Consider the following 24,318-nt stretch of genomic DNA (forward strand, 5'->3'; position numbering starts at 1 on the left):
AGGGTGGCCCGCCGGGTGAAGGCGGGCCCTGTGCCGGTCCCGTTCCTGGGCCGGAGGGCAGGTCGAGGAGGGACGCATGCGGCGGCGAATTCATGGCGGCTCCCCTGGCGATCGGCCGAGGATGGGTAGGGACCCGTGAAAGGCTGCTGACACCATCGGCCCGTCCCGGCGGCCCAGACCATGGGGTCGCAGGCGAATCGGCTGCTCAGGGTTGGGCTCGGGTGTCCGCTCCGGAATTCGCGGGGACGGCAGCGACGACGCAGTTCGGATGTCGCGGCCAGCTATAGATTGCAGTAATCGGCAGGATCGATATCAAGTCTTGGACACTATAGCTACAGCTCAGGCAAGGTGGAGCAGGTCGGCCCACATGGGTCGTCGACCCTCGGAGAGGAGTTCCCATGCCGAACCTCGCAGCCGGTCTCGGGCGGTTTCAGCGCGATGTCTTCCCCGCCAAGGCCGGGCTGTTCGCCCGCCTCGCCGGTGACCACCGGCCGGGCGCGCTGTTCATCGGGTGCTCCGATGCCCGCGTGGTGCCGGAACTGATCACCTCTGCCGAGGCCGGGGAACTCTTCGTCATCCGCACCGCCGGCAATCTGGTGCCGCCGCACACCCCGGGCGCGGCGGACGGTGTGGTGGCGAGCATCGAGTACGCGGTGGGTGTCCTCGGCGTCACCGACATCGTGGTGTGCGGGCACTCCGCCTGCGGCGCCATGACCGCGCTGTCCGAGGGGCAGGACCTGTCGACGCTGCCCGCGGTCGCGGGCTGGCTGGCGCACGCCGACGCCGCCCGGGCGCTGGTCGACCCCGACATCACCGGTGCCGCAGCGGTATCCGCGCTGGTTCGCCACAATGTGGTAGCACAGCTGGCCAACCTCGCCACCCATCCCGCGGTGGCCCGGGCGCTGTCCCGGCGGACCCTCACCCTGCACGGCTGGGTGTACGACATCGGCACCGGCCGCGTCGAGGCGCTCGGTGCCGGGGGCGAGTTCAGCACTCTCGCCGCCTGATTCCCCGTTCTCACCGAATTCCGACCCCCGATTTCGCGTCCGCGAAACGGTCTCCCGAAAGGAGGCACCGCCATGGTGCACGCACAGTTCGATCCGACCGCCCGTGAGGCGCTGGCCGATGCCGCCGTCGCCGCCAAGATCGCCAAGGACCTGACCTGGCAGCAGATCGCCGACGCGGCCGGCCTGTCGGTCGCCTTCGTCACCGCCGCGGTGCTGGGCCAGCACCCGCTGCCGGAGAAGTCCGCGCTCGCGGTGGCCGAACTGCTCGAGCTCGACGACGACGCCGCCCGGCTGCTGCAGACCATCCCGCTGCGCGGCTCGATTCCCGGTGGCGTGCCGACCGATCCGACCATCTACCGCTTCTACGAGATGCTGCAGGTCTACGGCACCACGCTGAAGGCCCTGGTGCACGAGCAGTTCGGGGACGGCATCATCTCCGCCATCAACTTCAAGCTCGACGTCAAGAAGGTCGCCGATCCGGAGGGGGGCGAGCGCGCGGTCATCACGCTGGACGGAAAGTACCTGCCGACCAAGCCGTTCTGAGGCCCGGCCGCCCGGAGATGACCTGAATGTCCGGAACCGGAAGCTGATCGGTCATGTCCGGGCACCTGGCGGTTCAACTGGTGACCGTACCGTCGCGGCTGAGGGACCACGGCGGACGGAGATGTGATGCTGGAACCGCGACTTCGGACCATGTGGCTGGCCAATGCGGCGAGCGGGGCGGCGGCCGTCGCCGTGCGCACGCCGCGCCCGGTGTTCGCCGCCCAGGCGCGGCGGGCGCAGCGCGAGGCCGTGGTGGCCTCGGATCTGGAAGTCGTGACGGTGACGGATCATTCGGTCGTCATCACCTGGACGACGCGGACGCGGAACCGGGCGGGGCGGCTGCGGCCCGCGCCCGCCGACACCGAGCTGCGCATCGCTCCCGCCGACGGGCGCGGTGTGCCCCGTGTCCTGGTCTTCGAGGGCATGCGAACGGCGTACCACTACGCCGAGGTCCGGGATCTGGAACCGGGGCGCGCCTATCGATTCGAGGCGTACTCCGACGGGCAGCGCGCGGTGCCCGCCCGGACGCTGGTGACGCGACGGTCCGGAACACCGGAATCCACCGGCATTTTCACCACCTTGACGCCACCGCCGGGGCGGCTGCTGCGGACCGTCGCCCTGGCCAACGACCTGCACTACGGCGAACCGGCCAGTGGACTGTTCGCGGGATTCTTCGAAGGTCTTCGGCACAGTACCGACGAGTATCCGGAGTTCATGCTGCAGGCCATGCTGGAGGATCTGCGCCTCCCGGATCGCGGGGCGGACCATCTGGTGGTCGCGGGCGATCTGACCGATTCGGGAACGGCCGAGCAGTCGCGCGGAGTCCGCGACAGTCTGGACGAGTGGGGCCATCTGGGCCGGGATTACTTCGTGTGCAGGGGAAATCACGATGTCCGGCCACCGGAGGAGACCGACCACTGGGGTCAGGTGTTCCATGCCCGGGACCAGCTCGTCGAATACTTCGTGGGCGGCCTGCGGCTCATCGGCCTCGACACCACCCGGGCGCGCGGCGCCGGCGGCACCCTCGACCCGGCGCAGCTGGCCCACCTGCGCGAACTGCTGCGCGGCGAACCCGACCGGCCGACACTGATCTTCGGTCACCACCCGGTGACCAGGCATGCGGCGGTGAGCAATCCGGGCGGGCCCGGCTTCGTGCTGGATAGGTTCAACGCGGCCGCGCTGCATGCCCTCTACGCCACCGCGCCCGGGGTGTTCCTGCACCACAGCGGCCACACGCACCGGAATCGGCTGAGCCGCCCCGATTCCGGGATCGGCGTGGAATTCCTCGAGGTGGGCGCGGTCAAGGAGTATCCGGGCGGGTACACCCTGGTGCGGGTCTACGAGGGCGGCTACATGGTGAACTTCTGCAAGACCCGGTCCGAGGCGGCGCGGCGCTGGAGCACGCGCACCCGCAGCCAGTACCTGGGCATGCACCCCGATCACGCGCTGGGCAGTTTTGTCGATCGCAATCATGTCGTCCGGCGTGATTTCTCCGGCCTGTGCGCGGAACCCTCGGCGAGTTGACCAGCGACACACCGGTTGACGCACCGGCAGGTCCGGTCAATACGCCCACAATTCCTGTGCTGTTCGGCATACTGCCTGATGCGAGTGCGCGCCGCCCCACCTGGATGACCTACCCAGGCCCGATCGGATATCGCGATGTCCCTTCGTTCACCGCTGTGCGCGTACCGCGGGTTCGGCATCCTGGGTTCGGCACTTCTCTAGCAACGGAGGCATGGTGGGCAGGCAGGGCAGGCAGTACCGTACGAATCACGGCACACTCCAGCACCAGCGCCCACCCGTTCGCGTCACCCAGCGCCCCGCCCACCCTGCCCGAGAAGTCGTATTCGCTACCGGCTGGCTGATTTTCGAACTGCCCACCGCGGTACTGCTGGCCGTCTTCGTCGGCACCGGCTGGCTCGGCTACCTCCAGCACGCAGGCACCCCGGCCCAGCCACGCTCTGCCGTAGTGGTGCCCGCCGATACCGCCCGCCCGGGCGCTCACTGACTCGGTTCGGTACCAGACCCGGCGATCCGACCGGTCGCTCCCGGCCGCGACGATCACCGCGAGACCGATTGCGCCACCCGGAAAATGACGCCACCCCGGTGCCGCTGGCTGCGGGTCACCGGGGTGCTGGCGGGCGGATCGGCCGAAGCTGGTGCAGCGGCGGCCGATTCGGCGCGAAGGGTGTCAGTCGTCGAGGGAGCTGCCGTTGCGGGAGCGCGACGCGGCGCGGGCGCGGCGGCGGGCGGCCTGCAGTTCGGCGAGTTCCTGCTCGAGGGTCTCGGCGATCCGGAACTGGCCGGTGTCATAGACATTCAGCGGCGGGACCGGATCGGCCAGATCGGCGAGCGGGGAACGGTCGTCCTCTTCTTCGGTCTTGCGGCTCTTGCCGGTGGCGGAGCGGCGCTCCTTGTCGGCGGGTTTCGCGGTGTCCGACTGGCTTTCGGCCCGGGCAGGTCGCGGCTCGACCACCTGGGCTTCGGCATCGACGGTCTTCTCGGGCTCAGCGGGAGCCGCGGGAAGGGCCGGGGTGGGAGTCGGCACCGCCGAGGGAGAAGGGCGGCCGGGCCAGGAGACGACGGTGGGCATGGAGCGGCGGATTTGTTCGCCCGGGTCCGGCAGATCCCGGATCTGGTCCGTGGCACGCACGATGGCCAGACCGTACCGACCGGCCGCGGCATTGTGGATCAGCAGCGCCACACCGATCATCACCGGTGCGATGGCGTGCACGGCCACCTCATACCAGCTGCCGTTCTTCAGGTACGGGTAGGTGTTGAGCATGACGGTCAGGCCCAGCAGCGCCATCTCGGCCACCACGACCTGCCGGCGGCTGTCGATCACACCCCACTCGGCGACCTTGTTGGTGCCGATCATGATGATCACGAGGCAGACGCTGATCATGCCTTCGAGCAGGTAGCTGAACCAGTACAGCGGATCGCTCGCCCCGCCCGGGGCGATGTTGTGCTGCACGTTGACCGCGGACCAGAGCATGCCGGCCGCGACCACGCCGGCCAGCGCGCGCTGACTCCATGCCCGATGCTTGTACAGGGACGCCAGTTTGGCGTGCGGGCTCGATTCCCGCCGCTGAGCGGCGATCGCCTTGCGCGCCAGCAGCAAGTCGCGAATGTCGGCCTTCTCAATCTCTACGGTGGTCTGTCGGGCCCGATCGGCCGCTGATGCCGCGGCCTCGGCCTGTTTCCAGCGCTGCGACCGCTCCTGCTCGCGGATGCGCTCGGCTAGCTCACGCTCGGCGACGAGCTCGGTCTCCGACAGCACGTCGGTGAGAGCGGGATCGTATTGGTATGCCAGCCGTCCCCGGGCCTTCTCGACCCGTTGCGCCAGCTGGGTGACCTCGTCCTCGCGCGGATGTTCGATCGTCAATTGGTCCCCCATCCAGGGAGTCCCGATGGCTGACAGGTGATTCCGGTAGGCACGGAGAACATTTCTAGTCGATACACGCCCAACCGCGAAACTGTTGATTTGCCGATGGTCCAATCCTTACGGCGCGCCGCGCTGCGACACGCGGAATTGAGTGGGAGTCAGGGCAGTACGAAGACGTCGTCCGATCGGCTGTCCAGAGGGGTTGCCGACCGAAGTTCGGGCACCACCATATAGGACCCGGTGGCATCGCGCAGGAACCGCAACCCGCGTGGGCGAAGCTGCGTGGGCGAAGGATCGAAAGACGGGCGGACGGTGGGAGATTCGGCGCGGGGCTCGGGGATCAGCTGATCGTCTCGAGTTCCTCGTCCATCGGAATCGCGCCCTCCAGGCCGTGGGGGAGGCGGCGGCGGTTGGGGGAGCCGAGGGCGGTGGTGAGGTCGGTGCCGTCGTGTTCGGCCAGGAGATCGTCGGAGTCCCAGACCAGCAGGGTTGCGCTGACGGTGTTCTCGGCGGCGGAGTGGGCCAGATCGTAGTGGGCACAGGCGGGGACGTGGGGGTAGGTGATCCAGAGGTCGTAGCCGGTCATGAAGAGGTCGAGATCGAATTGGACGGACAGGCCGAGCAGTTCGCTGCGGCCGTTGTCGTCGACACCGGCGAAGGCCTCGTCCAGGGCCAGCAGGCGGGGCGCCTGGGGGTCGGCCGAATCGAGCATGACGTGGGCGGCGGCGAAGAGCGGAAGGTGCAGGGACACCGACTGTTCGCCGCCGGAGAGGGCGCTGTGCCGGGCGACGGTGAGGCGGTCCTCGGTGCCGTCGGCGGTGACGATGGTGAAGGAGAAGACGCGCCAGGTGCGGTAATCGAGGGTGGCCGCGAGGATCTCGGGGAACGAGCGCTCCGGGTAGGCGGCGCGCGCGGTGCGGATCTCCGCGGCGAAATAGGCGCGGATGGTGGACAGGTCCTCGGGGGTGAGCTCGGCGGAGTCGCGGTCCAGGAGCTTGCAGACCGCGCGAGCCGGCTCGGCGAGATTGTCGGCCAGCACCCAGTGCACGCCGATGGTGTTGCCGGAGGACATGCGGCGTTGCTTCATCTCCGCGCCCATGCGGGAGATGAGATCGCGGGCGTCGCAGGTGCGTTCGTGGATCTGCTGGGCCAGCCCGGTCAGTAGCGCGTCCTCCAGGATGCGGCGCTCGGCGTCGGTGAGCAGCAGCTCCTGATCGCGGCGGGCCGCGCCGATGCGCTCGGCGAAATCGGCCAGCGCGGACAGGCCGTGGTCGTCGTGCACCTGCACCACGGTGAGGCCGTCGGCGGCATCCCAGTGCAGGCGGTAGTCCTGGCGGGCGGCGGTGAGCGCGGCGTCGAACTCCTGCAGGGCGGTGGTGACCGCGCTGCGGGTCGACTTGCGGGCCGCCTCGCCGGCGCGCACCGAAGCGGTTGCGGCGGCGAGATTCTCGAACAGGGCGGACACCTCGGCGGGCAGCACCGTGGGCTCCTGCTCCGGATCGCCGTTCTCGATCCGGTACAGCAGCTGCTCCGGCGTCGACCATGCGGCATCGCTGCTGGGCCAGCGGCTGTCGGCGGGGGCGCCCAGCAGGCTCAGCAGATCCGGGCGCGCGTACGGAGCCAGATGACGGACGTCGGCGAGCAATTCGGTGAGGGCGGTGCCCAATGTGTCGTGGGCGGCGCGATGCGCGCCCTCGGCGGTGCCCACCGCCTCGATGGCCTCGGCCGCGGCCTTGCGGGCGGCCTTCTGCTCCGCGCGCGCCGCCTCGATCTTCTCCCGGGCCGCGTCCAGCTCGCGATCGATATCCGCGGCGCCCGCGCCGAGCGCCTCACGCAGCGTCTCCAGTTTGCGCAGCTGCTCCTCGTACCCGGCGCGCGCGGCCTCGGCCTCCTCCACGAATGCCTCGGCCAGGTCCTTGGATTCCTCGAGCCGGTCCCCGGCCTCCCGGGCCCGCTCGTGCTCACGTTGATGATCACCGCGCAAGCGCAGCAGCGCCGTCCCGGCGTTCTCGAAATGGCGGACAGCTGCTGCCAGCGCATCCAACTCGGCAGGATCGCGCGGCGCGCGATGATCGGCCGCGATGGCCCGAACCTTCTTGTCCGCGTTGGTGTATTCCGCCACGGCCTGATCCAGATCCCGCTCGGCCTGGCCCGCCGCCTCCGAGCGCGAGCGCAGCATGCCCGCTGCCTCGGCGACGCTCCGCAGCGCGGCGGTGACCGCCGTGGTCCGCGGCAGCGCCTTGGCCGCCGCCGAAATCCGCCCCAGCTCCGCGGTGGCGGCCTGTTCGTCGGCTTCGGCGGTATCGGCCTCGCCCACAGCCGTTTCGATGGCAGCGGCCAGCTCAGCGAGCCGCAACTCGCGCCGGCGGGCGCGGGCGGTGGTGCCGATGAACTCGGCGTCGGATTTGACGTGCCGGCCAACCTGCACCCCTTGCCGGAACCGGCCGTCGGTGGCGATGGTGAGCTGCCCCTCCGCGTCGACGGGCTGTGTCTCGGCCCCGGTGACAGTGCGCCCCTTGCCATCCGCGCCGCCGGCCGTGACCGACCCGGCGACCTCGTGCAGCGCGATGGACGCCAGAATGCCGGAGACGATCTGGCGCGGCACGGTCAGCGTGTCCGAATCATCCTCGGCGACAAGCACATCGGCGAGCGTGCGGCCGGTGGGGCGCAACTGCTGCGGCAGCGGCGTCAGGAACTGGTCCGAAGCATGGTCCGGCAGTTCGGCATCCGCGCACACCCAGGCGTCGAGCAGGTTGGCGGCCTGTAGCGCAGCCTCGATGCCGGCTGCCTCGTGCGCACCGACGCCGTCGGCGAAACGCACCAATCGCCACAGCGGCGCACCGCCCCGATCGGGTCGCGCATCGGTGCGTGCGGCGAAAGCCGGTGGCGCGTCGTCGCGTTCGGCCGCGACCCGCTCCCGCTCGGCGCGCAGTTCGCCCGCCCGTGCGGTCGCCTGGGCCGCCCGCGCCCGCGCCTCCTGCCGCCGCGCCCGGATCTCCTCGGTCAGCGGCTCGGTGCGTTCGGCGAGCACTTCGGCCGGGGTGGCCGGAGCGGAGCTGTCGTCGGAGGCGTCGGCCGAGTCGCCGCCGGACTCGGCGCCTTTCCTGCCCCTGCTTTCCGGGCGCGGGGCGTGCTCGGTGCCGACCTGCCCGAGCGCGTCGTCCAGCGCCTCGAACAGTCCGGTGCGAATCGGCGCGTAGACGTCGCGGTGGGTGTCCCACCAGTCGCGCAGGGACACAGCGGTGTTCGACCGGGCCAGGGCCACTCCGGCTTCGGCCTCGGCCAGTTCGGCGGCGGCGGATTCGCGCAGCTCCACCGCGCGCTGTGCTGCGCGTTCGGCCCGGGTGCGTTCGGTGACGGCCTGGTCGACCAGGGTGAGGGCGCGGCGGACGGCGCGGACGTCGGCGTCGCGCTCCTCGGCGTGGGAGCGGACGGTGGTGGTGAGGTGCTCGGCGCGGGCCGATTCGGGCAGGGCCGACCAGCCGATGCCGGCTTCCTCTGCGGCAGCGCGGAGTTCGTCCTCGCCGCGGGACAGTGCGGAGGCGGCGTTGGTGACGGCGGCCTGCGCGCGTTCGGATTCCTCGAGCCGCTGGTCCACGGTCTGACGGGACTTGAGGGCTTTGTCGCTGTGCACGGCGGCGGAGGTTTCCAGCCGGCGGACGGCGCCGGCGAGATCGTCGAGCTGCTGCTTGCCCTCGTAGGCGCTGGAACGCTGGAGGGTTTCACGGTCGGCGAGGGCCTGCTCGTAGGCGCGGTCGGCGTCCTCGGCGCGGGTCTCGGCGGCCGCGCGCTCGGTGTCGCGGCGCTTGCGCAGTGCGGCGGCCGCGTGCAGGGCGGTGCTGGAGTGGGTGACCGCGTCCAGGCGCACCCGCACCTGGTCGATGTCCGTCTTCGCCTGCACGGCAAGGTATTTGCGGTAGACGTTGACGAAATCACGGGTCGCGGTGTCGGCCTGGATCAGGCCCTCGAGGGTGCGCCCGACCTCTTCCATATCGCTGAAGGAGCGGGCGGCGTCCAGGATCAGCTGCTCGTCCAGCGGGCGCAGACCATCGGTGAGCGCCTGCGAGAGGCCGCGCGGGTCCAGGTTCTTGGCCAGCTGCGGGCGGCGCAGCGTCAGGATCAGATTGATGAGCTGGTCGTAGCGCTGCTGCCCGAGCCCGAACATGCGGGCGTCGATGGCCGCCCGGTACTCGACCGGGCGGTCCACGATGGCGTCGGAGCCGATCTGCTCGGCCAGCTGCTTGCGGGTCAGCGGCCGGTCGTCGGGGCCCAGCAGCGAGAAGTCCACGCCCACCCGGCCGTCGGCGACGAAATACCAGCGGGTCACCTTGTCGTTGGAGCGGGTGGCGCGCATGCCGATGCCGATGGTCACCGTCTCCGGCTCGGTCCAGCCGCCGCGCGCGAACTCCATCCACACGTACGAGTAGGCCGATTCCTGCTTGCGGTACAGCAGGTTCGACTTCATGGTGCGCTCTTCACCCGCGAACGGATTGAGCCGCCGCGGCTCGATCCGCCCGTCCAGCACGAACGGGAACAGCACCTCGAGGGCCTTGGTCTTGCCCGAGCCGTTGGGCCCGCGCAGCACCAGCCGCCCGTCGGCGAAGCAGAACTCCTGGTCGCGGTAGTCCCACAGGTTGATGATGCCCGCCCGGGTGGGGACGAAGCGCACTCCACCGTGAATGTGGTCGGCCATCAGTTCCCGGATCCCTTCTCTGTCGAGCTGTCCGCGGGCGCTGTCGAGCTGTCCGCAGGCACGGCGTTCGCGCCGAGTTGTGTGGGGGAGATGAACAATTCGGTCTCGGCGCGGGTGCGGACGGTGACGATCGCGCCGCGGTACCGGGCCAGCGCGGGCAGGATGAGCAGGCCGCCGTCGACCAACTCCACCAGCCGCAGCCGCTCCAGCAGCGAGACCGTCTCGGCGGTCAGGCCCGGCACATCGGCCTGCCACTGGGCGGCGAAGGTGTTGCCGTACCGGTCGGTCAGCATCTGCACGGTGTCGCGGATCCAGGACGACTCGAGGAACGGGAAGTCGGGGATCTCGGGCTCGGCCGCTTCCACGTCCGAATCCTCGTGCGGCCCGAAGACATCCATCGGATCCGCGAGCGGAGCGAACACGGTATTCGACGGAATGGCGGTGTCGAGCTGCTCCACCAGATCCAGCAGCGGACGGTCCGGCCGCGGCCGGCGTTCGACCGGATTGTCGATGTCCAGCACCAGATCCGCGATCTCACCCGCCAGCAGCAGCGCCACCTGCGCGAGCGTGCCCGTGCCCGGGAACCGCACATCCGACAGCCGCCCCGAACTGTCGATCAGCGCAACGCCTTCCGCGCGCCGCTCGGCCCGCAGCCCGGTGAGGTACTCGACCTCGGCGACCAGCTTCTCCTGCCCCAGCAGCGAGCGCTGCGGCTCGTCGAGCTCGGCGGCGTAGACCACGGGCTGCTCGACCAGGGCCCGCCGGACCTCGCGTGCCGCCAACGCCAGTGCGGGGGAACGGGTATCGGCTCCGCCCGCCTCCTCGCCGAGCAGTCCGGTGACGCTCTGGAGATGCTGTAGCGCCCGCGGCGGCCGGAACAGCGCGAAGACCACCGATCGGTCGATGTCGTAGAGCGCCTCACCGGCCTCCGGGTCGCTCGCCCAGCCCCCGGCGTCGCCGTCGGCGAGGGTGACCGCGCCGCGCGCCGCCAGCCAGCCGACCGCATCCACGAACGCATCGCGATCCGCGGCCCGATCCGGCGCGAGCTCGAGGCCCTCCACCCGCTCGGTGTAGGCGGCCACCTGATCGGCCAACTCCGACAACGTGATCTGATCCCCGGCCCGGCCCAGCGCGGCCAGGGCCAAGGCGAGATAGGCGTAGCGGCGGCGATCGAACAGCCGGTCACCGGTGGTCCGCGCGGGCCGCCCGGCGTCGAGGCGATCGAGCACCGGGAACAGCCGTGCCGTGGTCTCGGTGACCTCCAGCCGATACCCGAACAGCTCGGCCAGATCCTCGCGGAGCTCCGTCGCCCACCGCCGCAGCAGCGGCAGCGCAATGCGATCCGGATAAGTGCGGGTGACCAGGTGATTGGCCAGAATCACCCGCGCCGCACGTTGATAACTGTCCAGCGCGAGCGAATCGATACTTCGCGCGTGCATCAGCCCGCCTCCCCGCCGCCGACGGCCCCGCCTGCGGGCGTGACCGACGGATCCGGCCGATTCGACTGCGCGGCAGGGGATTTGCGACCACGCAGGGCAGCGGTCTCGCGAACCTCGAGTCGCCGGTTGTTGAGGTGCAGCACGCCCTTGGACGTACGGACGAGCGTGGACCCCTCGTGCTCGGACACGGTGAGTGTCACGCCGTTGTCGGAACCGGAGGTGCCCGGTACCCGCCCGCTCACCGGCACCCACGCGGTGGACGCGGCGTCGAGCAGCTTGAGCAGCACCTCGGTCTCGCCCTCGTCCAGCTCCCGGTCGTAGAGGTCGGCGGCGGCCAGTGAGCGTGCGGCCTCGGCGCGGGCGCGCTGGGCATCGAGCTGTACCTGGCGCAGGCGGCGAATCCCCGCGTCATTGCGTTGCAGCCGGGCGGGCGCACCCGGTGTCGGCGGCCGCCCGGTCTCGGCGAGGGTGCGGGCGATCTCCAAAGGTGGTGCGTCCCACCAGGATCGGATGGCCGGAATCACATCGGCGTCCGGGTGCTGCATGGCCAGATGGCGGGGACGGCCCAATCCGAAGACGGCGTCGTACAGCGCGTGCGCGGCCTCGGCGGTCGGGGCGGCGGTGAACCATCCGGCGAGGTGTCGCAGCGCCGATTCCCGGCTGACTCCGCCCTTACGGGTCTCGGTGACTCGTCGCAGCAGCGAGAGCACGGCCGCGATGGCGCTCATGGTCGCTTCGCGCAGCCGCTCGCATTCGGTGAGCCCGCCCTCGTCGTCACTGATGAACCAGCCCCGCAGCCCCTGCCAGCGTGCCCGCCAATCCGCTTGGCGCTCAGCGGTATTCAGCAGCACCCGCTCGTCGCAGCGGGCCGCGCGTTCGACGAGATCCTCGACCCCGGTGTGCTCCACCTCGCGAATGGCAGCGGCCAGCCGCGGTGCGAAACGCGCCAGGTCCATGGAGAATTCGCGCATGTGCGCCAGCAGCGCGTCCTTGTGCGCGAGGAAGGCTTCGGGGGTGGCCTCGGTGGTCCGCACCAGATCGCCGAGCGTGAGATAGAAGTGCGCCGCTCGCTCGGCCAGATCCGACAGCGCCCGGTCCAGCCGGTTCAGCACCCGGTAGACGCGCGGCGCGTCCGCGCTCTTGTTGGCCTCGGCGAGGGTGTGCAGATCCGCCAGCAGCTCCGGCAGCACCAGCCGCGAGAGCGCGGCTTCGTCGAGCCGCGCCTCCAGCACATCCGAAACCGCCCGATATGCCTGATAACCCGCCCGTGAGAACTGATAGACGAAATGCCGGTTCCGATACTCGGCCAGCGTCGCCGCCCGGGTCCCGTCGTAACTGCGTTCCAGCACACCCCACTGGTGCAGCTGCTCCAGCAGCGGACCCACCTCGGTGGCGGTCAGCGCGGGCGCACCCGGGCAACGATCGAGCGAGTCGGCGACGTCGGAGGCGTGCAACAGCACCACGTAGGCGGCGCGGGCGGTGTCGAAGGCCCGCAACACCCACAGGTAATCGGCCCGTTTCTCGGCGGTGGCGAAAGAGAACAGACGCAGCCGGTCGGCGTCGCTCCGCCTCTCCGCGCTTGGAATCTCCTCGGACCCGACCCCCCTCGGGTCGGGCAGCAATCCGTCAGCGGACTCGGTCACCGGGAGAAGGTTAGTACTCCCTCCCGACCGGTTCGGAATCGTGCCGAGTGTCGGCGCGCCCGGTCCGGCCCCCCCGGTGGCCGATTCCAGGTCCGCGATCGGCGGTCAGTTACCGAGCGCGGCCACGCCCGCCTGCGCGAACTTCTCGTCCTGATCACCGCTCGGCGCACCCGCGACCCCGATGCCCGCGATCGGCGCGCCACCCTTGGCGGCCACCGGGGCGCCGCCCGCGAGGAACAGGGTGCCCTGGATGTCGGCCAGATGCGGCGCACTGTCGAGGCGCTTGGCCAGCTGCGAGGTCGGCGCGTTCCAGGAGACCGCGGTGAATGCCTTCTGCTGCGCGGACGAGTAGGACTGCGGCCCGGCGCCGTCGCCGCGCAACGTGACGACGGTATTGCCGTCGCGATCCACCACGGCGACTGTCACGTGCTGGTTCTCCTTCACCGCGGCATCCAGCGCGGCCTGCGCGGCCCTGGTGGCGGCGGCGATGGTCAGATGGGTGCTCTGCTGCAGGTTGCCATTGGCGACATCGGCCGCCACCGGGGCCTTGCTGCCCGGGTCCGGATCCTGCGCGTTCACCGACACCACGCCGATCACCCCGGCGGCCACGATCGCCGCGGCCGCGCCGCCGATGACGAGGCGCTTGCGGTTGGAGCTGGACTGCTGCGGGGTGGTCATGATGTCCTCCACGGATTCTCGGGTGAAAGCTGTTCGCTCTGTTCGCATTCCAGCTTGCTGTCCAGGCCGGCCGGGCACATCGACGCAGCGGCCAGGAATTCGCGCGCGGTCCGGCTGATCCCCGTATCAACCGATCGGATGACCCCGGAGGCGGGTGGGGCACGGCAGAATGAGGGTGTTTGTCCATGCCACTGGGTGTTTGCCCACGTCGCTGCCGCCGAGGAGGTGCCCGCATGCCGTCTCCGGACCAGGTGAGCGCGCAGCCCCGTGACGACACCCGGCTGCTGGGCACCATCGTGCACAGCGCTTTCTACGTCCTGCTGGCCGCGTCGATGCTGCGGTTCGTGCTGCGCCACCCCGACAGTGCGCGCATGCCGTGGGTGATCGGACTCTCGCTCGGACTGGCCGTGCTCTATGTGCTGAGCGAACTGCGCGCCTCCCGTCGTGTGCTGCTGTTCGCGCTGCTGGTGACCGCGTGGGCGGTATTGGTCGTCCTCGCACCGAGTTTCGCCTGGTGCGCGGTGCCGCTGCTCTACACCGGCCTGCGGATCCTCCCGCTGCGTGTCGCTCTCGCGCTGGTCGCCGGGCTGACCGCGCTGGTCGTCTTCGCTCAGCTGAAACTCGCCGGCTGGGCCGACCCCAACCTGCTGCTGGCCCCGCCCGCCGTCGCCGCCCTCAGCACCGCGCTGTTCGTCGGCCTGATCCGCCAGACCGAACGGCAGGCCGCACTCATCGACGACCTGCGCGCCACCCGACGGGAACTCGCCGCCACCGAACGCCGCGAAGGCACCCTCGCCGAACGGCAGCGTCTGGCCATGGAGATCCACGACACGCTGGCCCAAGGACTTTCGAGCCAGCGCATGCTGCTGCAGGCGGCCGATCGGATCTGGGACAGCGAACCGGACCAGGCCCGCGAGCACGTGCGCAGCGCGGCAGCCGTCGCGGAATACAACCTCGCCGAGGCGCGGCGCTTCGTGCACGACCTCGCGCCCACGGATCTGGCCGCGGGCGGGTCGCTGGTCGCGGCGTTGGAGGCGATGGCCGAACGGGAGAGCGGCGACTCGCTCAGCGTGCGCATCCACGTGGAGGGCGCGCCGGTGGGACTGCCCGCGGGCGTGGAGGCGGCGGTCCTGCGAATCGCGCAGGGGGCGTTGGCGAATGCGCGCGAGCATGCGGCCGCGACCGCGGTCACCATCACCCTGACCGACCTCGGTGACCGGCTCGTCCTCGATATCGCCGACGACGGACGGGGTTTCGACCCCGCCGAGACCGCCACCACCGCCGACCGCGGCCACGGCCTGCCCGCCATGCGTGCCCGCCTGCGCCAGCTGGGCGGCACCCTCACTGTTGAATCGGCGCCCGGAGACGGCACCGTCGTCTCCGCCGAAGTCCCCCTGGAGCGGTCGTGACCGAAGCCGAAACCCCTGTCCGCCTGGTGATCTGCGACGACCACGTGGTCGTCCGCGCCGGCCTGCGCGCCCTGTTGGGCAGCACACCCGACATCGACGTCGTCGGCGAAGCGGGCAGCGGCCCGGAGGTGGTCGCGCTCGCCGAGCGTCTCCAGCCGGACGTCGTGCTCATGGATCTCCAGCTCGGCGGCGACATGGACGGCATCGAGGCCACCCGCCGCATCACCGCGGGCGGTGGTGCGACCCCGCACGTGCTGGTGCTCACCACCTACGACACCGACGCCGACATCACCCGCGCCATCGCCGCCGGCGCGACGGGCTACCTGCTCAAGGCCGAACGCCCCGAGGAGCTGTTCGCGGCGATCCACGCGGCCGCGCAAGGGCGTACGGCACTGTCCCCGCCCATCGCGGACCGGGTGCTCAACCGCATGCGAAACCCGCAGCCCGCGTTGACGGCCCGGGAACTGGATATTCTCGGCCAGCTGTCGCGGGGGCTGGGGAATCGGGAAATCGCCCGGGCGCTGCATGTCAGTGAGGCGACCGTGAAGACGCACCTGGGGCGAATCTACGACAAGCTGGGCGTCGACAATCGCGCCGCGGCAGTCGCAGTCGCGAACGAGCAACGGCTCCTGAAGTGAATCACAGCCCCCTGGGCGCAGCCTGCTGCATGAAACCGAAGAGGTAGCCGGCCACGCGCCGCATCTGAATCTCCTCGCTGCCCTCGGTGATTCGATAACGCCGGTGATGCCGGTAGATGTGCTCGAACGACTGGTCCAATCGAGCATTTCTTCAACGAGAATCGGCTCCGGCAGGCCGCGTCCAGCCTCGGTGCGGCGCAATACTGCATCGACCGGTCGATCGCCTACGCCAAGCAGCGCAGGTCAGACTGCGGGGCATGCGTCAGTTGTCGTGCCCGTGGTGTGTCGGGTATCGAACCCCGTCGCCGATTCGTGGAATGATCGCCCTTACTGATCATTTGCTGTAGTCGGACCGCGATCGCGACACCGGACAGGTGGTGACAGTGGAGAACCAACCCCAGGACAGCGGCGACACGGAACACCCGGAGCTCGACTACCGGTTCACCCTGGCGAACGAACGAACCTTTCTCGCGTGGATCCGCACCGCGCTCGGCCTGCTGGCCGCCGGTGTCGCGGTGCACACGCTGGTGCAGCCGTTCCATCACGCCGGGGTGCGGCGGCTGCTCTCGCTCAGCTGCATCGTGCTCGCGGTCGTGCTGGCCGCCGGCGCGTACACGCACTGGCGCGATGTGCAGGACCGGATGGTGCGCGGTGAGCCGCTGGGGAACACGATGCTCGTCCCGATTCTCGCGGGCGGCATCGCGATCGTCTCCGTCTTCGCGGCGATCGCGACGGTGTGGCCGTGACCGCGCCGCCCACCTATCCCGCCGAGCGCACCGCGCTGGCCTGGCGGCGCACCGCGATCGCCGCGATGGGGACCGGGGTGCTGTTCGTCAATCATGCGGCGACCAGCGGCTGGCATCCGGCGGCCATCGCGCCCGCCCTCGCGGCGGTCGGACTCATGTTCGTCGTGGGGCTCAGCTTCCTGCGTAACAACTCGCTGCACCACGGGCACTGGGCGCACGGGCAGCGGGTCATCGTCGTCGCGACGGTCGCGGTGCTGGTGGTGTGCGGGGTGGCGCTCGTCATCGGTCTCACCGATCCCGGTAAGCGGCAAGCCTTTTCGATCCCATCGACGTCGGAGATCCCGGCAGTTACAGGAGGCGGACAGTGAGTGCGGTCACCGAACCGAGCAAGTTCATCATCGAGCAGAACCAGCGTGCCCTGAAAGAGCTTCCGTTCGACAACACCGCCGACCAGCAGGACGCCGACCGCGGGTTCATCGCCAAGCTGGAACCCGGAATCGTCAGGGACGACAAGGGGACTGTGGTCTGGGACGACGACTCCTACAGCTTCCTGCAGGGCTCCTGCCCCAACTCGGTGCACCCGTCGCTGTGGCGGCAGTCGGGCCTGGTGGTGAAACAGGGCCTGTACGAGGTGGTTCCGGGCATCTACCAGATCCGCGGCCTGGATCTGTCGAATATGACGATCATCGAGGGCGACACCGGTGTCATCGTCATCGACCCGTTGATCTCGGCCGAGACAGCGAAGGCGGGCATGGAGCTGTATTTCGCGCATCGCGGCCGGAAGCCGGTGACGGGCATGATCTACACCCATTCGCACGTCGATCATTTCGGCGGTGCGATGGGTGTGATGACCGTGGAGGACGCCGAGTCCGGGCGGGTGCCGGTGGTGGCGCCGGCCGGATTCCTCGAACACGCTGTCGCCGAGAACGTCTACGCGGGCACCGCCATGGCCCGGCGCGCGGCCTACATGTACGGCGCGGCGCTGCCGCGCGGTCCGAAGGGCCAGGTCGGTGCGGGGCTGGGGCAGACCACCTCGACAGGCGGCGTCACGTTGATCGCTCCGACCCTCGACATCACCCACACCGGGCAGGAGCAGACGATCGACGGCGTGCGCATCGTCTTCCAGATCACCCCCGGCACCGAGGCGCCGTCGGAGATGAACTTCCACTTCCCGGGCTTCCGCGCACTCTGCATGGCGGAGAACGCGACCCACACGCTGCACAACCTGCTGACGCTGCGCGGTGCGCTGGTGCGTGACCCGCACGTGTGGTCCACCTACCTCACCGAGTCGATCAACCTGTTCGGCCGCGAGAGCGACGTCGTCTTCGCCTCGCACCACTGGCCCACCTGGGGCACCGAGCGGCTGGTCGAGTACCTGGAGTTGCAGCGCGACCTGTACGCCTACCTGCACGACCAGACCCTGCGCCGGCTCAACCAGGGCTACGTGGGCAGCGAGATCGCCGAGATGATGGAAATGCCTCCGACGCTGCTCGATTCGTGGGCCGCACACGGCTACTACGGGTCGGTCAGCCACAATGTGAAGGCCATCTATCAGCGGTACATGGGCTGGTTCGACGGCAATCCGGCCCACCTGTGGGAGCACCCGCCGGTCGAGGGGGCCAAGCGGCACGTGGAGTTCATGGGCGGCGCGGACGAGGTGCTGCGCAAGGCGCGCAAGTCCTTCGACGAGGGCGACTACCGGTGGGTCGTGCAGGCGGTCAACTACGTGATCTTCGCCGACCCGTCCAACCAGGCCGCCAAGGCGCTGCAGGCCGACGCCTTCGAACAGCTCGCCTTCGGTGCGGAGAACGGCCCGTGGCGCAATTTCTTCCTCTCGGGCGCCTACGAGCTCCGCAACGGCAAGTTCGGTACGCCGACCAAGGCCAGCTCGCCGTCCATGATGGCGGCGCTCACCGTGGACCAGGTTTTCGACGGCATGGCGCTGCGGCTCGACGGCCCCAAGGCCTGGCACGAAAAGGCCACCAGCGACTGGGTTTTCACCGACGCGAACCGCACCGTCCGGCTGCAGCTGCGCAACGGCGTGCTGTTGCACTGGGATCGCCGCGACGGTGACAAGCTGCCGGCCCCCGACGTCGCCTTCACCCTGACCCGGCCCACCCTGATCGGCGTGCTGCTCGCGGGCGAGGACCTGCAGGCGGCCGTGCAGGCCGGACGGCTCAGGATCGACGGTGATGTCCAGGCCTTCGCCAAACTGGTGGGCCTCTTCGACCAGCCCGACCCGGACTTCGACATCGTGACCCCGTAGCAGCGGACACGAGTGGGTCCGGCCGCGAAACCGGCCGGACCCACTGCTTTGTGGGCTGTCCCGCGGTACGCATCGGTCCTCCTGCGCCGAAGCGGACGGCCCGCCATCAGCCGTCATCGGCAACGTAGCGGCAACGCATGAAGGTTTGCTGAATTCCGGACCCCCGAGTCACCCGCGACGGGTGCGGCGGGGGTCCGTGGCCGGCACGGCGGTCGCCAACGGTGCTCGGCCGGTTCAGCGTTCGAGGGTGAGCATGGCGGTGAGCGCGCGGCCGACCGCCTCGGAGGCGGCGCGTTTGGACAGACCGCGCCGGTCCATCAGATGGTGGCGGTACGGCCAGCCCACGGTGGCGTCGACGAGATCGAGCAGCTGCTCGCCCTCGGCGTAGTCCAGTTCCGGCGCGAAGGCGCGGGTCAGCGCGTCCCGAATCCGCTTGTCGGTCAACCGCATCCGGGTGTCCACCGCCGGGGTGCGTAGGGATTCGATGAGCCCGAGCACCCGGGGCTCGCGCTGCAGCGTGAAGATGGCCTCGCTCTGGCGCACCACCGCCTCGATGCGCTGGGCCAGTGGCAGTTCCGGGTCGATCTCGGCCAGCAGCGCCTCGACCTGCTCGGACTGCTGATCCACCGCCGCGGTGATCAGCGCTGTCCGGGTCGGGAAGTGCACGAAGATACTGCGTTCCGACACCCCGGCGCGCTCGGCGATGCTGCGGGTGGTGGGGTCGAACTCACCGTCGTGGACCGCCGACAGCAGGCCCTCGATGATCGCCCTGCGGGTCTGTTCCGGGTTGCGCCGCCGCCGTGGGCCGTCGCCTTTGCCCTCGCTCATGACGAGAATCCGATCACATCTGGCCGCAGCGCGTGCACGCAGGTCCGGCGGAGGGCTCGCGGGGTCATGGGTGGTGTCACACGGCCATCATATTGCAGCAACACTGCAATAGTGATGTACTGTGGCGGCGACAGCAGAACGACAGCGAATGATCGGCTACTCCTGCTGTCCGGCACACCGACCGCATGGAGACAGGAGCGCTGATGACCGACGCGGACCTCACGAACAACGGCGACGACCGCAAGCCGGGCGGCTTCACGGTGTCGCGGCGGGGGGTGTTCGGGGTGGGCGCGGCCGCACTGGTGGCCGCCGGTGTCGGAGCCGCGGTCGCGGGGTGTGACAGCAACGGCGACAACGGTTCCGCCGCCGAGCGGACCAGCAAGGATCCGGTCGATCCGAGCGGCCACATCGTCGACCAGCAGCATCGGGCGCAATCCGCATTGCCCTTCGCCGACAAGCAGGACTTCACCGACACCGACAAGGGCTTCATCGCCAAGCTCGAGCCGGACGTGGTGCAGGACGCCACTGGAAAGGTGGTGTGGGACAACGATTCCTACGGATTCATCCAGGGCACCTGCCCCAACTCTGTGCACCCCTCGCTGTGGCGGCAGTCGCAGCTGGTGGTGAAACAGGGCCTCTACGAAGTGGTTCCCGGCATCTACCAGATCCGCGGTCTCGACCTGTCGAACATGACGATCATCGAGGGCAGAACCGGCATCATCGTCATCGACCCGCTGATCTCGACCGAGACCGCCAAGGCCGGCATGGACCTGTACTTCGCACACCGCGGTCAGAAGCCGGTGACCGGCATGATCTACACCCACTCCCACGTCGACCACTTCGGCGGCGCGCTGGGTGTCATCAGCCTGGAAGACGCTGCCTCGGGCCGGATTCCGGTGATCGCGCCGCAGGGCTTCGTGGAGCACGCGGTCGAGGAGAACGTCTTCGCCGGCACCGCCATGGCCCGCCGCTCGGCCTACATGTACGGCGCGGCGCTGCCGCGTGGTGCGAAGGGCCAGGTCGGCGCGGGCCTGGGCATGACCACCTCGGTCGGCACCGTGAGCCTGATCCCGCCGAACAGGGACGTCACCCACACCGGCCAGGAAGAGACCATCGACGGGATCAAGGTCGTCTTCCAGATCACCCCGGGCACCGAGGCGCCGTCGGAGATGAACTTCTACTTCCCCGACTTCCGTGCGATGTGCATGGCGGAGAACGCCACCCACACCCTGCACAACCTGGTCACCCTGCGCGGCGCGCTGGTTCGCGACGCGCACGTGTGGTCGCAGTACCTGACCGAGACCATCACCATGTTCTCCGACAAGTACGACGTCGCCTTCGCCTCGCACCACTGGCCCATGTGGGAAGCGGACAAGGTCACCGAATGGCTGTCGCTGCAACGGGATACCTACGCCTACCTGCACGACCAGACCCTGCGCATGCTGAACCAGGGCTACACCGGCATCGAGATCGCCGAGATGATCCAGATGCCGCCGGCCATCGAGAGCAAGTGGTACAACCACGGCTACTACGGATCGGTCAGCCACGATGTGAAGGCCATCTACCAGCGCTACATGGGCTGGTTCGACGGCAACCCGGCGCACCTGTGGGAGCACCCGCCGGTCGATTCCGGCAAGCGGCACGTGGACGCCATGGGCGGTGCGAGCGGGGCGTTGAAGGTGGCACGCAAGGCCTACTCCGACGGCGACTACCGCTGGTGCGTCCAGGTTCTCAACTACCTGATCTTCGCCGACCCGGACAATGAGAAGGCGAAGATGCTGCAGGCCAGCGCGTTCGAGCAGCTCGGCTACGGCTCGGAGAACGCCACCTGGCGCAATTTCTTCCTCTCCGGCGCCTACGAGCTGCGCAACGGCACCTTCGGCACCCCGACCAAGGCCAACTCCGCCGGCATGATCAGCGCCCTGAGCGTGGACCAGGTCTTCGACTCCGCGGCGTTCCTGATCAACGGCCCCAAGGCGTGGGACCTGCACCTGGTCAACGACTGGATCATTACCGACCAGAACCGGACCTACCGCACCGAGCTACGCAACGGCGTGCTCATCCACTACGTGATCCCCGCCGACTTCAAGGGTCCGGCCCCGGACGCCACCTTCACCCTGTCCCGGCTGGAGCTGATCGCCACCATGACCGGAACCAAGGACATCGTGAAGGAGATCCAGGCCGGCACGATCAAGGTCAGCGGCGACCCGGCCAAGCTGAAGCAGTTGAAGGACGTCATGGACAAGCCCGACCCGAACTTCAACATCGTCACCCCGTAGTACTCCGCGCGGTGGAATGCCGCAGCGTGACGGGAGTTACCGGGGGCGTCACGCCGCGACACACATGAATAGATGTGGGGGTTACAGCGTCGGTCTCGGCGTGCCCGAGTGACCGGGCCGCGCGCGGTCACGGTGCGCGCTGGGTGACGATGCGCTCGGTACGCTGCTCGGCTTGCGCTGCGACGGCGGCGCGTTCGACGGTCATCAGGCTCTCGGAGTGATGCTCCGCGTGATACTTGGCGGCCCCGCCGTTGAGGCCGAACAGCCGCTTGCTCCACAGCAGCCAGATCACCGCGGCGACATTCACCAGCAGCGCCCCGGCCCGCAGCACGGTGACCTTCTCGGTGAGCTCATAGATCTCCAGCGGCAGGAAGATGGAGGTGGCGATGACCGCGAAGTATTCACCCCACCGCTTGACCAGCCACAGGCCCACCGCCTCGATGAGTTCGATGGCGGCATAGGCGAACAGGCCGACCGCGATCCAGATCAGCACGTTCGGCGAGAGCGTGAAGGCCTTGTCGATGCCCCGGATGATCTTGGAATGGTCCGGGTTGAAACCGATCTGGTCGGCCAGCTGCCGGATCAGCGGAAGATCCTTGTTCCAGTTGGACTTCCAGTGCTCGCGGGAGCCGCGCAGCTTCAGCACACCCGCGCCCAGCAGAATGAACACGATGCCGCGGATGACGCGCTCGGCGGCCAGCAGCCGCATGATCAGGCGGTCGCGCAGCAGCCGGCCGCGCGGCACCTCGGGCGCGTCGTCGGCGGGACCGGTGCGGCGCGGCTCGCCCGGCACGAAATCCCCGCAACGCAGGCAGCGCCAGGATTCACCCGCCGGGGTGGCGACGTGGAGGCGTGCCGCGAGCTCGGGCTCGGTGGGAGCGTAGGTCTCATGCCCTCGGGCAGCGCAGGTCCACAGACTGAAGTCCATGCGCGTGAGCGTAACCGGTGGGCGCGCGCCGAGGGTGTCTCAGCGTGCTGCGAGGGATGTCTCGGCGTGCTGCGAGGGAGGTGTCAGCCCGCGGCCAGTGCGCGCAGCTGATCCAGATAGGTCCGGGTGCGCGGATCGCCGGGGAAGCGCTCGATCATCTCCCGCGCCGTCTCACCCGCGATCCACATGAGCGAGGGCAGCGAGCGGCGCTTGCCGGCGAAGGCCCGCACGCCCTCGTCGAGGGCGAGCTCCAGATTGCGATCGCGGATGGCGACCACCGCCAGCGTCAGGTGCGCCTCGGCGACCCGCATGGGTTTGCGGATGCTGCCGTCAGGGCGGGTGGCGGTCAAGATCACCTGCCGGGCATAGTTTTCCGCGAGCCGGTCGTCCCCGGCTACCCGGCAGCAGTCCATCGCGTAGAAGTCGAACTTCTGCGGATCGACCACGAAGTGATTGTCCAGATTGGACGGATGCTCGATGGTGTCCAGGATCGAACGGCCCTGGGCGAGCGCCCTTTCCACCTCGCGGCGGTCACCGAGCCGTGCCCACGCCTTGGCGCGCTGTGCGGCCAGCTGGACGCCGACGCCCAGGTGGTCGGTGGTGGTGTGCGCGGCCTCGGCGGTCTCGATGGCGCCCCGGTAGTTGGCCTGCGTGAGTGCGAACCAGGCGGCCATTTCGGCTCCCCAGCCGATGATTTCGGCGTGCTCGGCCTCCTGGCCGAGGGAGAGCGCGGCCCGGCGGGTCGCCTCGGCGGCGGTGCGCCAGCCGAGATCGTAATCGGCGCAACCGACCAGCAGGGCAACCCATCCGGCCAGCACCAGGACCTCCCGATGCTGCGCGAGAGTCAAACGACCGTCCAGTAGTGAAGTGATGCGCCGCAGCCACGCCGTACCCTCGGCATGCAACTCGTGCGGATCGGCGCACGGATACTCCGAACACAGCCGATCAGCGGTGATGCGAATGGCGTCGAGCGTAGAGGCGGACACATCGGACATACGTAGCCGCCCAATGAATTCCAGCGTGTCCATCCCCGTGGCCGAGAGCATCTCGTCGTCCCGATTGGGCCGCGCTTTGGGAAAGAAGGCGGCCGTCACCGTATCGAAAGCCGCCGCGATGATCGGAGCGTAGAAATCGTCCGGCCGCGATTCCCCGGACTCCCAGCGCCGCCAGTTGCGCAGAAGTGTGCTGTCCGTTGGCAGATTGTGGCTCGATTTGCCCCGCATGGCACGGATCGCATCGGCTTGAGACCATCCCCGAGTATCACGTTCGGCACGCATTCGGACGGCCCAGACAGGTCGATCGTCACCGGCGGACACGCTCTGTAGTATCTCACCAGTTAACGAAGGATGGACCCGGATAGGGCATCTCGATGTCAGTGGGTTGACATCTGCAATTGCATTCGTGATTACGCCAAACTGTTCAGCAGGGCACATTCATGACAGCGATCCCCAATCCAACGGAGGTTCGGGTGGAAGCGTTGATCTATGGGTACGTGCGTGACGATCTGGCCGACGGCCGCAGCGAAGAGCTGGAGAACGCCATGTGCGGGCTCGCTCAGTCCGCCGGCCTCTGCTTCGCCGCCACGTTCCATGAATCGACCCCCGGCGACGGCACCGCGTTCGCGGAGCTGACGGCCGAACTCAAGCGTGCCGATGCCCACCACGTGGTGGTGCCGTCGCTCGATCACCTTGCGGGGCAGACCATTCCGCGCGATCTTCTGATCGCGAAGCTGGCCCACGAGGCCTCCGTCAAGATCTGGGCCGTAGAGCACTAGCCGTCGAAACGAACGCCGCACCTGCGCGTGAACGCAGGTGCGGCAATGGGTTCGGTGTCGGA

At 69.2% G+C, this 24,318-nt stretch carries 19 protein-coding genes and 2 pseudogenes; 12 read left to right on the forward strand and 9 right to left on the reverse strand.

Annotated elements, in window-relative coordinates:
- Positions 1-398: 398 nt before the first annotated feature.
- The 4 genes from ACFXIV_RS24885 to ACFXIV_RS24900 all read left to right on the forward strand — a co-directional run bounded on the left by ACFXIV_RS24885 (position 399) and on the right by ACFXIV_RS24900 (position 3,558).
- Entirely contained in the window at positions 399-1,007 is a 609-nt protein-coding gene (locus ACFXIV_RS24885; RefSeq protein ID WP_379400164.1) for a carbonic anhydrase, read from the forward strand.
- Between the two features lie 72 nt (positions 1,008-1,079).
- Positions 1,080-1,550 (forward strand): cyanase, encoded by a 471-nt coding sequence (gene cynS, locus ACFXIV_RS24890; RefSeq protein ID WP_364618095.1) that lies wholly within the window; start codon positions 1,080-1,082, stop codon positions 1,548-1,550.
- Between the two features lie 126 nt (positions 1,551-1,676).
- Positions 1,677-3,074 carry a metallophosphoesterase family protein gene (locus ACFXIV_RS24895; protein ID WP_379400163.1) on the forward strand — a complete coding sequence of 466 codons (1,398 nt, stop codon included), beginning with the start codon at positions 1,677-1,679 and terminating at the stop codon, positions 3,072-3,074.
- A 211-nt stretch (positions 3,075-3,285) separates the two neighbouring features.
- The gene (locus ACFXIV_RS24900; RefSeq protein ID WP_379400162.1) at positions 3,286-3,558 is read left to right on the forward strand and encodes a hypothetical protein; all 273 of its coding nucleotides are present in this window, start codon (positions 3,286-3,288) and stop codon (positions 3,556-3,558) included.
- Between the two features lie 183 nt (positions 3,559-3,741).
- Here ACFXIV_RS24900 and ACFXIV_RS24905 read toward each other — a convergent pair whose 3' ends face one another.
- From ACFXIV_RS24905 to ACFXIV_RS24925, 5 genes are all read right to left on the reverse strand, one after another.
- On the reverse strand, positions 3,742-4,935 hold the full coding sequence (locus ACFXIV_RS24905; protein WP_379400161.1) for a hypothetical protein: 1,194 nt from the start codon (positions 4,933-4,935) through the stop codon (positions 3,742-3,744).
- A gap of 340 nt (positions 4,936-5,275) precedes the next feature.
- The gene (locus ACFXIV_RS24910; protein ID WP_379400160.1) at positions 5,276-9,628 is read right to left on the reverse strand and encodes a TIGR02680 family protein; all 4,353 of its coding nucleotides are present in this window, start codon (positions 9,626-9,628) and stop codon (positions 5,276-5,278) included.
- Positions 9,628-11,067, reverse strand: a complete 1,440-nt coding sequence (locus ACFXIV_RS24915) for a TIGR02678 family protein (RefSeq protein WP_379400158.1) — start codon at positions 11,065-11,067, stop codon at positions 9,628-9,630. The genes ACFXIV_RS24910 and ACFXIV_RS24915 overlap by 1 nt, the downstream gene beginning before the upstream one ends.
- Complete coding sequence (locus ACFXIV_RS24920; protein WP_379400240.1) at positions 11,067-12,617, reverse strand: TIGR02677 family protein; 1,551 nt, start codon at positions 12,615-12,617, stop codon at positions 11,067-11,069. Before ACFXIV_RS24920 ends, ACFXIV_RS24915 begins: the two co-directional genes overlap by 1 nt.
- 198 nt (positions 12,618-12,815) lie before the next feature.
- Positions 12,816-13,388, reverse strand: a complete 573-nt coding sequence (locus tag ACFXIV_RS24925; protein WP_379400157.1) for a heme-binding protein — start codon at positions 13,386-13,388, stop codon at positions 12,816-12,818.
- Between the two features lie 233 nt (positions 13,389-13,621).
- On the opposite strand from ACFXIV_RS24925, the gene ACFXIV_RS24930 reads away from it, so the two are divergent.
- Both ACFXIV_RS24930 and ACFXIV_RS24935 read left to right on the forward strand, forming a co-directional pair.
- Positions 13,622-14,797 carry a sensor histidine kinase gene (locus tag ACFXIV_RS24930; protein WP_379400156.1) on the forward strand — a complete coding sequence of 392 codons (1,176 nt, stop codon included), beginning with the start codon at positions 13,622-13,624 and terminating at the stop codon, positions 14,795-14,797.
- Positions 14,794-15,435 carry a response regulator gene (locus tag ACFXIV_RS24935; RefSeq protein ID WP_379400155.1) on the forward strand — a complete coding sequence of 214 codons (642 nt, stop codon included), beginning with the start codon at positions 14,794-14,796 and terminating at the stop codon, positions 15,433-15,435. Before ACFXIV_RS24930 ends, ACFXIV_RS24935 begins: the two co-directional genes overlap by 4 nt.
- 1 nt (position 15,436) lies before the next feature.
- Here ACFXIV_RS24935 and ACFXIV_RS24940 read toward each other — a convergent pair.
- Positions 15,437-15,562, reverse strand: a pseudogene (locus ACFXIV_RS24940) (hypothetical protein); the annotation flags it as partial.
- Between the two features lie 11 nt (positions 15,563-15,573).
- Between ACFXIV_RS24940 and ACFXIV_RS24945 the strand changes: the two are divergent.
- From ACFXIV_RS24945 to ACFXIV_RS24960, 4 genes and pseudogenes are all read left to right on the forward strand, one after another.
- Positions 15,574-15,678: pseudogene (locus ACFXIV_RS24945) on the forward strand (acyl-CoA dehydrogenase family protein); the annotation flags it as partial.
- Between the two features lie 134 nt (positions 15,679-15,812).
- Positions 15,813-16,181 carry a YidH family protein gene (locus ACFXIV_RS24950; RefSeq protein ID WP_379400154.1) on the forward strand — a complete coding sequence of 123 codons (369 nt, stop codon included), beginning with the start codon at positions 15,813-15,815 and terminating at the stop codon, positions 16,179-16,181.
- Positions 16,178-16,549 (forward strand): DUF202 domain-containing protein, encoded by a 372-nt coding sequence (locus ACFXIV_RS24955; RefSeq protein WP_379400153.1) that lies wholly within the window; start codon positions 16,178-16,180, stop codon positions 16,547-16,549. The genes ACFXIV_RS24950 and ACFXIV_RS24955 overlap by 4 nt, the downstream gene beginning before the upstream one ends.
- Positions 16,546-18,447 (forward strand): alkyl/aryl-sulfatase, encoded by a 1,902-nt coding sequence (locus ACFXIV_RS24960; protein ID WP_379400152.1) that lies wholly within the window; start codon positions 16,546-16,548, stop codon positions 18,445-18,447. The genes ACFXIV_RS24955 and ACFXIV_RS24960 overlap by 4 nt, the downstream gene beginning before the upstream one ends.
- A 234-nt stretch (positions 18,448-18,681) precedes the next feature.
- On the opposite strand, the gene ACFXIV_RS24965 is transcribed toward ACFXIV_RS24960, so the two are convergent.
- Positions 18,682-19,275, reverse strand: coding sequence for a TetR/AcrR family transcriptional regulator (locus tag ACFXIV_RS24965; RefSeq protein ID WP_379400151.1), 594 nt, complete (start codon positions 19,273-19,275; stop codon positions 18,682-18,684).
- 203 nt (positions 19,276-19,478) lie between these two features.
- Here ACFXIV_RS24965 and ACFXIV_RS24970 point away from each other — a divergent pair, with 203 nt between their 5' ends.
- Positions 19,479-21,554 (forward strand): alkyl/aryl-sulfatase, encoded by a 2,076-nt coding sequence (locus tag ACFXIV_RS24970; RefSeq protein ID WP_379400150.1) that lies wholly within the window; start codon positions 19,479-19,481, stop codon positions 21,552-21,554.
- Positions 21,555-21,681: 127 nt separating this feature from the next.
- On the opposite strand, the gene ACFXIV_RS24975 is transcribed toward ACFXIV_RS24970, so the two are convergent.
- Positions 21,682-22,482, reverse strand: a complete 801-nt coding sequence (locus tag ACFXIV_RS24975) for a DUF2127 domain-containing protein (protein ID WP_379400149.1) — start codon at positions 22,480-22,482, stop codon at positions 21,682-21,684.
- 83 nt (positions 22,483-22,565) lie between these two features.
- Positions 22,566-23,705, reverse strand: a complete 1,140-nt coding sequence (locus ACFXIV_RS24980) for an XRE family transcriptional regulator (protein ID WP_379400148.1) — start codon at positions 23,703-23,705, stop codon at positions 22,566-22,568.
- A 245-nt stretch (positions 23,706-23,950) separates the two neighbouring features.
- Here ACFXIV_RS24980 and ACFXIV_RS24985 point away from each other — a divergent pair, with 245 nt between their 5' ends.
- The gene (locus tag ACFXIV_RS24985; RefSeq protein WP_379385993.1) at positions 23,951-24,256 is read left to right on the forward strand and encodes a hypothetical protein; all 306 of its coding nucleotides are present in this window, start codon (positions 23,951-23,953) and stop codon (positions 24,254-24,256) included.
- Positions 24,257-24,318 lie beyond the last annotated feature (62 nt).

The sequence above is a fragment of the Nocardia sp. NPDC059236 genome, from assembly GCF_042754085.1.
GTDB lineage: Bacteria > Actinomycetota > Actinomycetes > Mycobacteriales > Mycobacteriaceae > Nocardia.

Coding starts and splice junctions, on each gene's coding strand:
- ACFXIV_RS24885 (WP_379400164.1), top strand. CDS start 399: ATGCCGAACCTCGCAGCCGGTCTCGGGCGGTTTCAGCGCGATGTCTTC.
- cynS (WP_364618095.1), top strand. CDS start 1,080: ATGGTGCACGCACAGTTCGATCCGACCGCCCGTGAGGCGCTGGCCGAT.
- ACFXIV_RS24895 (WP_379400163.1), top strand. CDS start 1,677: ATGCTGGAACCGCGACTTCGGACCATGTGGCTGGCCAATGCGGCGAGC.
- ACFXIV_RS24900 (WP_379400162.1), top strand. CDS start 3,286: ATGGTGGGCAGGCAGGGCAGGCAGTACCGTACGAATCACGGCACACTC.
- ACFXIV_RS24910 (WP_379400160.1), bottom strand. CDS start 9,628: ATGGCCGACCACATTCACGGTGGAGTGCGCTTCGTCCCCACCCGGGCG.
- ACFXIV_RS24915 (WP_379400158.1), bottom strand. CDS start 11,067: ATGCACGCGCGAAGTATCGATTCGCTCGCGCTGGACAGTTATCAACGT.
- ACFXIV_RS24925 (WP_379400157.1), bottom strand. CDS start 13,388: ATGACCACCCCGCAGCAGTCCAGCTCCAACCGCAAGCGCCTCGTCATC.
- ACFXIV_RS24930 (WP_379400156.1), top strand. CDS start 13,622: ATGCCGTCTCCGGACCAGGTGAGCGCGCAGCCCCGTGACGACACCCGG.
- ACFXIV_RS24965 (WP_379400151.1), bottom strand. CDS start 19,275: ATGAGCGAGGGCAAAGGCGACGGCCCACGGCGGCGGCGCAACCCGGAA.
- ACFXIV_RS24970 (WP_379400150.1), top strand. CDS start 19,479: ATGACCGACGCGGACCTCACGAACAACGGCGACGACCGCAAGCCGGGC.
- ACFXIV_RS24975 (WP_379400149.1), bottom strand. CDS start 22,482: ATGGACTTCAGTCTGTGGACCTGCGCTGCCCGAGGGCATGAGACCTAC.
- ACFXIV_RS24980 (WP_379400148.1), bottom strand. CDS start 23,705: ATGCGGGGCAAATCGAGCCACAATCTGCCAACGGACAGCACACTTCTG.